Annotated in this window: 7 protein-coding genes; 4 read left to right on the top strand and 3 right to left on the bottom strand. The window is 68.6% G+C overall.

The genetic code is table 11. The annotated features are described in order from the left end of the window. Nucleotides 1-82: 82 nt before the first annotated feature. Nucleotides 83-1,186 carry a PilT/PilU family type 4a pilus ATPase gene (locus VI238_RS17375; RefSeq protein ID WP_331653652.1) on the top strand — a complete coding sequence of 368 codons (1,104 nt, stop codon included), beginning with the start codon at nt 83-85 and terminating at the stop codon, nt 1,184-1,186. Between the two features lie 172 nt (nt 1,187-1,358). Next, entirely contained in the window at nt 1,359-2,996 is a 1,638-nt protein-coding gene (locus VI238_RS17370) for a tetratricopeptide repeat-containing sulfotransferase family protein (RefSeq protein WP_331653650.1), read from the top strand. Here the strand turns inward: VI238_RS17370 and VI238_RS17365 are convergent. The 3 genes from VI238_RS17365 to VI238_RS17355 all read right to left on the bottom strand — a co-directional run bounded on the left by VI238_RS17365 (nt 2,954) and on the right by VI238_RS17355 (nt 9,172). Next, entirely contained in the window at nt 2,954-4,801 is a 1,848-nt protein-coding gene (locus VI238_RS17365; RefSeq protein WP_331653648.1) for a tetratricopeptide repeat-containing sulfotransferase family protein, read from the bottom strand. The two genes, VI238_RS17370 and VI238_RS17365, sit on opposite strands and share 43 nt — an antisense overlap. A 71-nt stretch (nt 4,802-4,872) precedes the next feature. Beyond that, nucleotides 4,873-7,827, bottom strand: a complete 2,955-nt coding sequence (locus VI238_RS17360; protein ID WP_331653646.1) for a TonB-dependent receptor plug domain-containing protein — start codon at nt 7,825-7,827, stop codon at nt 4,873-4,875. A 361-nt stretch (nt 7,828-8,188) separates the two neighbouring features. After that, nucleotides 8,189-9,172, bottom strand: a complete 984-nt coding sequence (locus VI238_RS17355) for a hypothetical protein (RefSeq protein ID WP_331653644.1) — start codon at nt 9,170-9,172, stop codon at nt 8,189-8,191. A gap of 303 nt (nt 9,173-9,475) precedes the next feature. Between VI238_RS17355 and VI238_RS17350 the strand changes: the two genes are divergently transcribed. Together VI238_RS17350 and VI238_RS17345 are read left to right on the top strand one after the other, a co-directional pair. Continuing rightward, nucleotides 9,476-10,306, top strand: coding sequence for a hypothetical protein (locus VI238_RS17350; protein WP_331653642.1), 831 nt, complete (start codon nt 9,476-9,478; stop codon nt 10,304-10,306). Between the two features lie 138 nt (nt 10,307-10,444). Beyond that, a partial coding sequence (locus VI238_RS17345) for a S8 family serine peptidase (protein WP_331653640.1) occupies nt 10,445-13,837 on the top strand: 3,393 nt, incomplete at its 3' end.

Below are 13,837 nucleotides of genomic sequence, written 5' to 3'. Positions count from 1 at the left end.
TTTTGGGAAGGCGACGCCCGGTTTGGCAATGCTGCTTCGCCGATCCGGCCAACGAGGCGAACGAACGAGAGCGAGAACGGCGATGGATATCGGCTATTTCCTGAAACTGATGACCGAGAAGGGTGCGTCGGACATGTTCCTGACCACCGGCGCTCCGGTGAACATCAAGGTCGAGGGCAAGCTCTATCCACTCGGCAATACCGGCCTGCCCAACGGCATGGTCAAGAAGATCGCCTACTCGCTCATGGACGAAGGGCAGGTGCCGCAGTTCGAGAAGGCGCTCGAACTCAACATGGCGATCGCGGTCAAGGACGCGGGGCGCTTCCGCGTCAACGTGTTCAAGCAGCGCGGCGAGGTCGGCATGGTGATCCGTGCGATCAAGAGCGAGATCCCGTCGATCGAGCAGCTGCGCCTGCCGCAGCTCTTCAAGAGCATCATCATGGAGCCGCGCGGCCTGATCCTGCTGGTCGGGGCGACCGGCTCGGGCAAGTCGACCACGCTCGCGTCGATGATCGACCACCGCAACGCGAACAGCTCGGGCCACATCCTCACGATCGAGGATCCGATCGAATACCTGTACCGGCACAAGAAGTCGGTGGTGAACCAGCGCGAGGTCGGGCTCGACACGCACAGCTTCCACGAAGCGCTGAAGAACGCGATGCGCGAAGCGCCCGACGTGATCCTCATCGGCGAGATCCGCGACGCGACGACGATGGAGGCCGCGATCACGTTCTCGGAGACCGGCCATCTTTGCCTTGCCACGCTGCATTCGAACAATGCCGACCAGACGATCGAACGCATCCTCAACTTTTTCCCGGAGTCGGCGCACAAGAACATCCTCATGAACGTCGCGCTCAACCTGCGCGCCGTGATCAGCCAGCGCCTCGTGATGGGCAAGGACGGCCACCGCCTGCCCGCGGTCGAGGTGTTGCTCAACACGCCCCATATCCGCGACCTGCTGCGCCGCGGCCAGGTGCACGAGGTCAAGGAGGCGATGGACCGCAGCCTGCAGGAAGGCATGCAGACCTTCGACCAGTCGCTGTACGCGCTCTACAAGGAAGGCAAGATCGAACTCGAGGAGGCGCTCAACCACGCCGACTCGCGTGATGGTCTCGCGCTCAAGGTGCGCCTCGCCGAAGGTGGCGACGCGCCGATGGCCGAGAATTTCGACATGTCGAACTACTGAGCGTCTCTGACGCCTTTCGGCGCAGCTGAGGCGCGCCGCGCCCTGCCCCAAGGTGGCGCCCGACACCGGCACGTTCGGCATTGCCTCGGCCGCGACGCGGCGCCCGGTCGGGCGCGCATCCGTTCGCGCTGCGGAGCGCCCTGCTAGACTCGGGGGCGGAACCGACCGCCCCATGCCGACCGCCTCTTCCCTCCCGCCACGCCTGCACGGCCTGACGCCGCGCGCGGTGCAGCAGGTCGTCGCGACCGCGAATGCGCTCGAGGCGGGCCGCATCGACGAGGCGGAGGCGCACGTCGGTGCGGCGATCGCCGCGTTCCCGCGCCAGCCGGAGGTGCTGCGCCTCTGGGCAGGCATCCGCAGCCAGCGCGGCGACCACGAGGCCGCGATCCGCGCGATCCGGGATGCGGTCGCCCGGCGTCCGACCGACGCGCTGTACCAGAACACGCTCGGGACCGTACTCGCCGAAGCCGGCGACTACGACGGCGCGATCGCGGCGCTGCGGCGCTGCTGCGATCTGCAACCCGACCTCGCGCTCGCGTGGTTCAATCTCGGCGTGCTGCTCACGCGTTGCGTGCGCCACGACGAGGCCGTCGTCGCGCTGCGCCGGGCGGTCGCGCTCGCGCCTTCGCACGTGCAGGCGCGCGCGCTGCTCGCGGACATGCTGCGCGTCGCCAACCAGCCCGGCGAAGCAGCGGCGGAGTATCGACGCATCCTCGCCGAGAGACCCGGTACGGGCATGGCCTGGTGGGGGCTCGCCGACCTCCGCACGACGCGCTTCGAGGACGACGATGTCGTACGCATGCAGGACGCGCTGCGCGACCCGCGCGCGAGCGACGACGACCTCGTCGCCACCGGCTTCGCACTCGCCAGGGCGCTCGACGAGCGCGGGGACTACGCGGCTTCGCTCGCGGCGCTCGAACGCGCCAATGCAGTCGCGCGTCGACGCCGGCAATGGGATGCCGCAGGCTTTGGGGCCTTCATGGCGTCGATCCGCGGCGCCTACGCGACCTCGCCACCGCCGCTTGCCGGCGACACGTTCGGGCGCGAAGCCATCTTCATCGTCAGCCTGCCCCGCTCGGGCTCGACGTTGATCGAGCAGATCCTCGCGTCGCACCCGGCGATCGAGGGCGCCGGCGAACTGGCCGACCTCCCACTCCTGATCGGCGAGGAATCACGTCGCCGGCAACAGGCCTACCCGGGCTGGGCTGAGGCCCTGGGTGTGGACGACTGGCGCCGGCTCGGGCAACGGTACCTCGATCGCACCGCGCATTGGCGGCGACGACGCGCGCTGTTCACCGACAAGTTGCCGAACAACTGGTACTACATCGATGCGATACGTCGCATGCTGCCGGGTGCGCGCATCGTGGCGGTGCGGCGCGATCCGCTCGAGACCTGCTTCTCGTGCTATCGCCAGTTCCTCTACAACAACGAGTACACGCGCAGCTTCGCCGACCTCGCGGCGTTCTGGCGCGCGTTCGACGCGGCCGTGCGCGACGGGATCGCGCGCCATGCCGCGCACGTCCACGAGAGCGTGTACGAGGAGCTCGTCGCGGAGCCGGAACGGCGCATCCGCGAACTGCTCGCGTTCCTGCGCCTGCCGTTCGAGCAGGCCTGCGTCGACTTCCACCGCACCGAGCGCGACGTGCGCTCGCCGAGCGCGATGCAGGTGCGCCAGCCGCTGCGACGGGATACCGCGCGCGGCGCGCGCTACGGCACGCTGCTCGACCCGCTGCGCCGCGAGCTCGGCATGGCGCCGTTCGGGAGCGATCAGCGCGCGGCGCCCGCGTCGGCCGTTCCGTCGGCCGAGTAGCCCCAATGGCGCAGCATCGGCGCGAGGATCGGCAGCACCGGTTCGAGGTACGCGCGATAGCGCAGCCACCGGTTCATGCCGCGGCTGTTCACCGGCTGGATCACCTGCGTGTAGCTCGGCGTGCCGATGAACCCCTTGCGGCGCGCATGCTCGTGGAAGCCGAGCAGCGGGGCCGGATCGCCGAGGTCGAGGAACGCGGCTATCCGCGCGGCCTGCGCTTCGACGTCGGCGACGATGTCTTCGTTGCGTACCGCGAGCACGTCCGGCGCGAACAGCGCCGAGTGATGCAGCCATGATTGCATCGATGCCACATACGACTTCGCGAGGCGCTCGAGGTCCGAGCATGCGGCGGCGAGCACGCTCGAGCGGAAGTTCTGCATGTAGCAGCTCAGCACGACGTCGCACGGGTGTCGCAGCGCGAGGATGAACTTCGCATGCGGGAACAGGCGATGGATCAGCGGCAGCCACAGCATGTTGAGCGGATTCTTGTCGACGATCTGCGTGTCCCAGCGCCGCGGGATCGTGTCGCACACCATGGCGAGGTAGCGCTTGCGCAGTTCGTCGCAGTCGCGCTGCCCTAGACGCGCCATGTCCTGGGGCACGTAGATGTCCTGTTCGGCAAGCTGGTCGCTCAGCTTGTTGAAGAACGGGTTCTCGTCCATCGATTGCAGGCGCGGATGCGCGTCGAGCATCTGTTCGAGAAGGGTCGTGCCCGAGCGCGGGAAGCCGACGATGAACACCGGCGAGTGCTTCGCTTCGGGAGCGCCCAGGACCGGCCATTGCCGATACTCCTCCGCGCTGACGCGGACGTCGGCCAGCGGCAGCGGTGACGCGCCCGGTTCGAATCGCTTCGGTATCACATGCCTGAGGTCCTCGACATGCAGCGCGTGCGCGGACTGCAGCGCCTGCATCGTGCCGTCGACGTCCGCACGCTTGGCTCGGATCTCGGCGAGCAAGTAGTAGTGCGCATAGTCGCCCTCGCCGCGCAGGCCGGCGTCCTCGAGGATCGATTGCGCCTCGGCGAGATCGCCTTTCCGCTGCGCGACCTTCGCGAGCACGTGCGCAAGCTCCATCCGCACTTCGGGCGTCGCATCGCCCAGCCGCCCGGCGAGCTGCGCGAGCAGCGACTCCGCCTCGGGCATCCGGTTGAGTCGTTCGTACGCGGACGCGAGATGGACCACCGCGTGGATGTTGCCTGGAGCGCGGCGCACGAGGTCCTCGAGGAGGACCTGCGCGGCGTCGCCGTCGCCGAGCGCGAGCTGCAGGTCGCCGAGCTCCTGCTGGAGTCCGTCGTCCCCGAGTGGCAACCATTGGCGCCAGGGCTTGAGGAGATCTTCGGCCTCCTCGTACTCGCGGCACGCCTGGCACGCGCGGGCGGCGTGGATGCGCACGCGCGGCGAGTGCGGCTCCAGCGCGTACGCGCGCAAGGCGAGATCGCGCGCCGCCGCGTAGTCGCGCTGCTGCAGCTTGAGCAGCGCGAAGTTCACGAGCTGCCCCGTGTCCGCCGGTGCGTCGTGCAGCGCGCGCTCGTAGATCGTCGCGGCCTCGTCGAGGCGCCCTGCCTCGCGCAGCGCGGTCGCGTAGTTGCCCCAATGTTCGCTGCGCGCGGGGAACAGGCGCGTCAGGCGTTCGTAGACGTCGATCGCATCGGCGGCACGTCCCTGCATCTGCAGGCTGACCGCGAGCATCGTGAGCAGGTCTTCGCGCGTGTCGTCGGTCTGCAGGCGCGCGCGCACGAGGCGTTCGGCCTCGCGCCAGTCGGCGACGCGCACCGCCGCGGCAATCGGAATCAGGTCGGCATTCATTCGAGTCTTCGGCAAAAAAAAGGCCGCGCGGGAAACCCGCGCGGCCGTGTAGCTTACAACGTGACTCGATCTTAGAACTTGACCGTCACGCGGCCCCAGTAGTAGCGGCCCATGAGATCGAAGTCGCTCGGGTCCGTGTTCGCGTTCAGCGTGTTGTTCGCGTACAGGAACGGCGGCTGCTTGTCGCCGACATTGTTCACGCCGATGTCGAAGCGCGTGTTGAGCGATTCGAGGTTGTAGCCGAACTGGATGTCGTGATAGACGGTCGAGCCGAAGTCGGTGTACAGGCCGTCCAGCGACGGGTTACCCGTGCCGTACGGATGGCTGTCCTGCGACGGCGACGGCGAACCCATGCGGAAGCGATGGATGTAGCGCATCGACCACGAAGCGTCGAACGGACCCATCTGCCAGCCGACCTGGCTCTGCGCACGCCAGCGCGGGAACAGGCAGACGCCGCCGCCCGCACCCGGGCACGCCGCCGCCTGCGCCGAACCGTAGTTCTCGAAGTGGCCGGCGAAGTGGTAGGTCGTGTTGCCCGGCAGGCCCGGAGCGGTCTGCAGGTCGTAGTTCTTCAGGTACGTCGCATTCAGGCCGACGTTGAAGCGACCGAACGAGAACTCCGGCAGGCGGTAGTTCATCGCGAAGTCCACGCCACCCACGTCGACGCGACCGAGGTTGCCGGTCGGCTCGATGAGCGTCTGGATCTGGCCCTGGCTCTCGCCCGAGGCGTAACGACGGATCAGCGGGCAGAACGCGAGCTGGCCGGCCGAGCAGAGGTCGAGGACCTGCTGCGCACCGATGCCCGTGATGTTCTCGTTCAGGTAGACGCGCCAGACGTCGGCGCTGACCGACAGGCCTTCCAGCCAATGCGGGTCATACACGATACCGAAGTCGAACGACTTGCCCTTCTCCGGACCGATCGGGAAGCCGGCGAACGCCGCACCCGACGCAATCGCGTTGAGCTGCAGCGCCTGACGCACGTTCTCGTTGACGAAGCTGCCGTCGGTCGGAACGTTCACGCACGCCGGGTTGCCGCCGCCGGTGTAGCCGTCGCACGGATCGCGCGAGATCTTCGGCGCGTCGCTGCCGGCGCCACCGAAGATGTCGCCGATCGTCGGCGCGCGGAACACCTTCGAGACCGTGCCGCGGAGCAGCAGGTCTTCGATCGGACGCCATTCGATCGCGAACTTCGTGTTGTTCGTGCTGCCGAAGGTCGAGTACTTCGACCAGCGGTCGCCGACCGTGAGGTTCAACGCATGCACGAACGGCAGATCCTTGAGGATCGGCACGAACAGCTCGGCGTACGCTTCCTTCACGTTGTAACCGCCCTGCAGCGCGGAACCGCACTGGCTGCCAAGGGTGCAGTTGCCGTCGAAGTCGACGATGAGGCCGGTGTCGACGTTGGAGTGGATGTACTCGGTGCGGTAGTTGTAACCGACGGCGAGCTGCATCGTGCCGGCCGGCAGTTCGAACAGACCGCCGTTGAGGTCGAGGCGCTTGACCGTTTCCTTCGAGAACAGGTTGCTCACGCCCGGCGAAGCCGCGGCGCGGAGCGCGGCGATGCTGTTCGGATCCTGCAGGTTGAACGGATTGAACGGAATGCAGCCCGCGATCGGCGCATCCGGCGTGCCGCAGACGACCTGGCCGGTGGCTTCGTCGAGGAACGACGGGCCCATGCCCGGGTTCAGCACGGACAGGTTCGGCAGGCCGTAGGTCGTCGTCGACTGGTGCACGTGGCCGTAGTCGAAGCCGAGTTCCCAGTTCCACTGCTGGTCGTTCCAGACCGAGAACGAACCCTTGAAACCGGTCGACAGCTGGTCATTCGCCGTGCCCGTGGAGGCGCTGCGGTTGCCGAGCGACTCGAGGCGCGCATTGAAGCTGCCCGCGCCCGGGCCGAAATCGATGCCGAACGGGTTGTAGTAGCTGTCCGCCGACACGGTCGCACCGTACGGCGTGCCGAACACGGCCGGGGCGAGCTGGAACGCCGCCGAGGTCTTGTTGTGCAGCACGTTGAGGTAGACCTCGACGTTGTCGGTCAGCTTGTAGTTGCCGTTCAGGAACAGGCCGGTGCGTTCCTGCGGGGTCATCACGAGGTTGACCGTCGCATAGTTGTACTTGTCGCTCGGGCCCGCTGCCGACGCGCTGTTGCGATAGCAGTGGTAATCGGTCGCGATGTTCAGGCCGCTCGCTTCGGGGTTGCGCGCGAGGTAGCCCGAGCTGCAACCCGGGAACAGGTCCGCGAACGCCGACGGGATCTTGATGTGGCCGTACGGCGACGAGGTCGAGCCGCCGACGAACGTGCCGATCGGGCTGCTCGTCGAACCGAGGCGCGACACGGAGTCCTTCGAGAACTCGCGGTGGCCCGAGAGCACGCCGTCGATCTTCTTGTAGTTGACGCCGGCCATGATCGAGCCCTTGTCGGAGCTCTGGCCGAACGTGAAGGAGTAGCCCTTCGAGGTACCGTCGTCACGGTCGGAGATGCCGTAGTCGGCCGAGAACTCCGCACCCTGGTAGTCGCTGCGCAGGATGAAGTTGACGACGCCCGCGATCGCGTCCGAACCGTACACCGACGAGGCGCCGTCGGTCAGGACTTCGATGCGCTCGATCATGTTGGCCGGGATCGCGTTCGGATCGCCGGACAGATAACGGTGGCCGTTGATCAGCACGAGGGTGCGCGGCGAGCCGAGGCCGCGCAGGCCGATGCTCGAGAAACCGCTGCCGCCGGAGTTGTTGACCTGCGGGTTGGTGTTCGGGCCGGTGACGGCCGGGAGCTGCTGGACGAGGTCGCCCAGGGTCAGCTTGCCGGTCTTCTCGATCGCGGCGCGATCGATGGTGACGACCGGGTTGGACGTTTCGATATCGACGCGACGGATGTTCGAACCCGTCACCGTGATCGTTTCCAGCTTCTGGCTGCTGGTGTCATCCTGCGCAAGCACAGGCGCGGCCGACAAACCGACCACGGCCGTGGTGCCTGCGTACAACGCATAGCGCACGGCTTTGAAAAGCTCGTTGCTCGTATGATTCATTACACTCTCCAACGTCAGAGTTGTGTCACAGCTCGGGACATGTGCTCTCCCATCCATGGGAACGACCAAAACGGTCCACCAAAACCCTCGGCAGTGGGCGATACTAACAACATTCTTACGCCATGGGAATCCCTGAGCGCCGCCTTAACATCCGCGAAAAATCCTTACGGATCATATCGTTGCGCGCGCGAAAAAATGCGGCGGCGCAGTGAGGGGACACTTGCGCCGGCACGCGCGACGTGCTTGAGGCCGCATCCGGAGGCCCACCGAAAACGCAGGACTGGCCACCTGCGAACGCAGGATCGGCATCCTCTTGCAACGGGGGCGGACGCGACGCGGAGGGGTCGCGACGGGGGACGCGTCAGAGATCCTGACGGTACTGGATGTACGGAGTGCGCGCCTGATTCTCGTTGTCGCGCGGCGAGTTCAGCGGCGCCGACCAGAGGTTCTGCGCGCCTACGCTGAGCTCGCCACTCCAGGGCGTGCGCCACGACACGCCGAGGTCGAGCGTCGTCCAGCGCTTGCCCGCGAGCGCAGGGTCGTCGCTGCTGAGCACGTGGCCGACGATCGCGCCACGCAGCGAGCCCGCATCGAGACCGAGGCTCAGCGACAACTGGTCGAGGTCGACCGCCGACGCGAACGGGGCGGCGAGGCCATCGAGCGTCGACAGCCGGCCATGGCCGTAGCTCGCCGCAACGTCGAGCGCTGCGCCCTGCTCGAAGCGCCAGCGGCCGCGCGCATACACCGACGCCTCGTTGCCGAGCGAATACAACGGCCCGTCCGGCAGTGCGAGCGTCGGCAGCGCCGCGATCGCGAAGCCGCCGAGGCTCGGGCCGCCCGCGGGCGCCTGCAGCCACGACAATCCGTAGGAAAGATCGAGCCCGCCGTCGGCGCTCGACCAGCCCATGCCGAGCGCGCCGGTCAGCGTGCCGCGCGACGGCGCGACGCCACACGCGGGCGTCGCGCAGAGCAACGGCGTTGGCGCAAGGTACTGGCCGAACATCGCGTCGATGCGCAGGCCGTCGGACAGGCTCCAGACGATACCGCTGGCCGAGCCGGTGTTACCCGCGAGCGCCCACGACGACGGACCGCGGTATGCGGCACTCGTGTCGGTCGGCGAACCCATCCACTGCTGCGGCAGCGCGACCACCGCGAGCAGCTCGCCGTTCGCGCGCGACCAGATCGGCAGCACCGAGGCGCCATCGAGCGGCCTGCCCGAAGGGTCGATCGCGAGCAGTTGCTCCACCAGCGGCGTCGACCCGGGCACCGCCAACGACGGCAACGACTGCGCCGTTCCCGCGAGCGGGAGCAGCGACAGCAGCAGCGTGGCGAGGCAAGGCTTCATGCGTGGCAAGAGATCGATACCGAATGATGTTGAGACCCGCGCACCGGACCGGGAGTTCCGATGCAGTACGCATTCCTCGACGCTCACATGATAGCGCGATTCACGAAAAACTAACAGCGCCGCAAGCGTCGATCCCATCACGCGTCCCGACGGCTCCACCCCATCCAGACGCGACGACGTCCGGGTTCGTCGCGGTTTTCGCCGAGCCGTGACTGCAGCAAGCCGTCTCGCCGGATCGTCCCGGCCGATGCGACCCGCGCGCTGGTGCAATACGTACCCCATCGACTTGGAACCCATCGACTCATGCTTGCATCCCTCCTCATCGCCGGCTCCCTCGGCGCGACGGCCCTCACGCCGGATCTCGCCGCGGTCGTCGCGGCCGAGCGCGGCTTCGCGCTCGACGCGCACCGCTATGGCACGCGCCTCGCGTTCCTCGCCCATTTCGACGCCCAGGCGTGGCTGTTGCGGCCGACTCCGGTGCCCGCGCTGGCTGCGCTGTCGCACGACCCCGACGACGGTCGACTGCTCGAATGGAGCCCGAGGCAGGTCGGCGTCGCCGCGAGCGGTGAACTCGCGGTTTCGACCGGACCGTGGGCGGCCCATGCGGCGGGCGCCGCACAGTACGCGCACGGCCATTTCCTCACGTTCTGGAAGCGCGGCAGCGACGGTATCTGGCGCGTGCAGTCGGACGCGGGCATCGGGCTCCCGGCGCCGGTGCCCGCTGCAGCGGGCGGCGTGGCCGCGCTCACCGAGGCGTCCGCCGCGGCGGCGCTCGATGCAACGGCGCTGCAGCAGCGACGCAGCGCGCTCGAGCAAGCCGACGACGCGCTGCGCGCCGCGCTCGCAAAAGACCCTTCGCACGCGTTCGACACGATCGCGGACCCGGGGCTGCACGCGATGCGCGACGGCCAGGCACCCGCCGACGGTGCGGCCGCGCTGGAACTCCTGCGCAAGGATGCGAGTGGACTCGGTCGCGGCGCGCGGCGCGCGCTCGACGTCGCCGCAAGCGGCGACTTCGCCTACACGCTCGGCGGCAGTCCGGAATGCATCGAATGCGGCAGCTACATGCGCGCATGGCGCTGGCGCGACGGCCACTGGAAGCTGCTCGTCGACCTCAGCCTGTCGAACCAGTAGCGGCTCGCCCACTACGCCTGCAGCGGGAGGGCGACTGGGCCCTTTGGCAGTTGCCGCCTCGGCTCGCGGGGCGGCATATTCGGGCGGTTGCATCCCCCCGCGTCGGATGCACGCCCCCTCCCTCGCCGAGAGACCGACATGACCTCCCTGCCTGCACGTACTGCACTCGCGGCGGCACTCACGCTCGCGCTGGGCGCCGCGGCGCCGCACGCGACCGCCGCCAACACCGTGATCGCCGGCCAGCCGTCGCTTGACGCCATCGATGCCGCACGCGGCAATCCGGACCTCATCCTCCTGCGCGCGGGCGTATTCGACCCGGTGCGTCAGACGCTCGACACGCGCGCGGTCGGTGCCGCCGCCGCGACCGGTTCGAACTACGCGATCGTGCAATTCGACCCGGCCCGGCTCAAGGCGGCGCGCGATTCGCTCGTCGCACGCGGCATCGAGATCCTCGGATACGTGCCGAACAACGCGTACTACGTGCGACTCAACGGCGTCCGCCTCGCGGACGTCGCGCAGACCGCGTCGGTGCGCTGGGCCGGCGAGGTGGCTCCCGCGCTCAAGCTCGATCCGGCGCTGTGGACTTCGACGCGCACGACCTCGGCCGCATTGCAGAACGACGGTCGCTACGAACTCATGATCCAGGCGTTCGACGGCGTCTCCTCGGCCGCCATCGAAGGCCAGCTCGTCAAGCAGGTGCCCGGCGTCGAGATCACGCTGCGCAGCACGCGCGAACAGGCATTGCCGTACGTGCGCGCGAAGGTCGACGCGGCGGCGCTCGACCGGCTCATCGACGCCGCGACGGCCATCGACGGCGTCGCCTTCGTGTCGCCGTGGATCGCACCGCACACGACCAACGCCGGCGGCATCGGCGCGATCCAGGGCAACCTGACCGGCACCTGCGCCGGCAGCGGCCCGGTCTGCGGCCCGACGCCGCTGTTCGACCAGGGCATCACCGGCGGCGGCCAGATCGTCGCCGTGGCGGACTCGGGCACGACGCCCAATGCGGCGTGGTTCGCCACGCTCGACAAGGGCAACGGCCCGCACACCGAAGTGACCTTCGCGGAGAACCCGCCGCCGGTGCTGCCGAACGTCGGCACGCTGCACCCGGACAACAAGATCATCGCCTACTGGACGCAGCCGGGCGGACCGACCGACTACGACTTCGTGTCCGGACACGGCACCCACACCACCGGCACCGTCGTCGGCGACGCCGCGGGCACGTTCGGCTCGACCACGTACATGCCCTCGACGCCGTACGCGCCGAACCACGACCTCGCCGACGGCATGGCGCCGAACGCGCAGCTTCTGTTCCAGGATATCGGTCCGAACCAGGCGACCGCGGTCATCACGCAGGACTTCGAGGGCACGCTCGAACAGGCCTACGCCGGCGGCGCGCGTATCCACAGCGACAGCTGGGGCTCGTCGAGCTCGGGCCAGTACACGACCGAAGACGCCAACACCGATCGCGCGACGCGCAAGGACGAGAACCTCCTCGTCGTGATCGCGGCCGGCAACGATCAGGCCGGCGCGATGGCCGTCGGCTCTCCGGGCAATTCGAAGAACGCCGTGACCGTCGCTGCGCTCGGCCATGCGGGCAGCCTCGTCAAGGCGAGCTTCTCCAATGCGGGCCCCACCGCGGATGGCCGCCAGAAGCCGGACGTCGCCGCACCTGGCACGGGGACGATCTCCGCGCGCAACGGCACCAGCGTCACCACGACGATCACCGCGCCGCTCACGGTCTCGAACTCGGGCACGTCGATGGCGACGCCGACGATCGCCGGCAACGCGGTGCTGCTGCGCCAGTACTTCGCCGACGGCTTCTACCCGCGCGGCGCGACCGGCACCGGCATTCCGGCCGACCTCGTGTTCGCCGACGGCTTCGACGGCGCGTCGCCGTTCACCGAGAGCGGGCTCGACGCGCTCAATCCGACCGGTGCGGTGATGAAGGCGGTGCTGCTCAACGGCACGGTGCCGACGACGAGCCCGAGCGCGTTCCCGAATACGGGTACGGGCTGGGGCCGCCCGTGGCTCGACTCGAACCTGTGGTTCAAGAACACGATGCCGAACGGCGACGACAGCCGCCGCCTGCGCGTGTTCGAGCGCACGAACGCGTCGGGCCTCGAGACCGGCGACGTGAACGAATACACGATCGCCAACGTCGGCGCGGGCGTCGAGCTGCGCGTCACGCTCGCCTGGTTCGATCCGGACGCCTCGATCGGCGCGGCATCGACGCTCGTCAACAACCTCGACCTCGAAGTCGTCGGTCCCGGCGGCACGTACCTCGGCAACCGTTTCTCCGGCAACGTGTCGGTGCCGGGCGGAACGGCCGATGCGAAGGACACGGTCGAGCAGGTACGCCTGACCGCACCCGCCGCGGGCAGCTACACGATCCGGGTGAAGGGCACGTCGATCCCAGGCAACGGCCGCGCCGGCAGCGATCGCCAGGGCTACGGCCTCGCCGTTTCCGGCAAGTTCGCGCTTCCGGACGCGACGCCGTTCGCGGCGCCGACCGCGCCGACGATCGGCAGCAACGGCAGCGGCGGCATCAGCGTGAATGCGACCGGCGCCGCGGGTGCGCAGGGCTGGCAGCTCTACCGCGCCGACGGCACCTGCGCGACGGCCGAGCCGGGCGACTTCCACCTCGTCGCCAACGGCACGAGCCTGCCGCTCAACGACGACACGAGCCAGGGCGGATACGGCTACGCCTACAAGTTGCGCGGCGTGCAGAACGACATCGAGGGCGACGCGTCGCAGTGCGTGGACGTCGTTTCGCTCGATGACTGCTCGCTGCAACCCGACTTCGACACGCACTCGCTCGCGAGCGACGCCTCCAACGCGAGCTGCAGCGTGAACCTGTCGTGGGCGGCGGGCGCGTCGAACTGCCCGGCGGCCAACACGGTGACCTACACGGTCGAGCGCGACACGAGCCCGTATTTCACCGCTCCGACGACGGTCGCGAGCGCGCTCGCGACGACCACGTTCTCCGACACCGCGGTCGCCAACGGCACGCCGTACTTCTATCGCGTGCGCGCGGTCGACGGCGCCGGCAACGCGTCGCCGACCTCGGTCCCCGCGAACGCGACGCCGAGCGGCGTCGACGGGCCGGATCCGGGTGCGTACGTCGACGACGTCGACACGCACAGCTACCTCGCGCTCGAGGCGCCGTGGCAGATCACGAACGTCGCCGCGTCCGCAGGCAGCTACAGCTACCACAACGGCAGCGATGCCCCGCCCTATCTCGACAACACCTGCGCGAGCATCACCACGCCGCCGCTGGCGATCACCACCGGCGCGACGCTGAACTTCCAGGCGAAGTACGACCTCGAGTTCCAGTGGGACGGCGTGGTGCAGGAGATTTCGACCGACGGAGGCACTCCCTGGAACGACCTGCCGCCGACCGGCGGTTACCCGAGCAGCTTCGCGCAGACGGGCGCCCCGCCGGTGAATGCCTGCGGATACGCGGCAAGCCATGGCGCGTTCAACGGCGTGACCACGGCGGGCTCCAACGCGGACCCGAACAACGGCACT

It is taken from the genome of Dokdonella sp., assembly GCF_036518555.1.
Classification (GTDB): Bacteria; Pseudomonadota; Gammaproteobacteria; order Xanthomonadales; family Rhodanobacteraceae; genus Dokdonella_A.
This window is presented reverse-complemented; position numbering and strand designations above follow the sequence as displayed.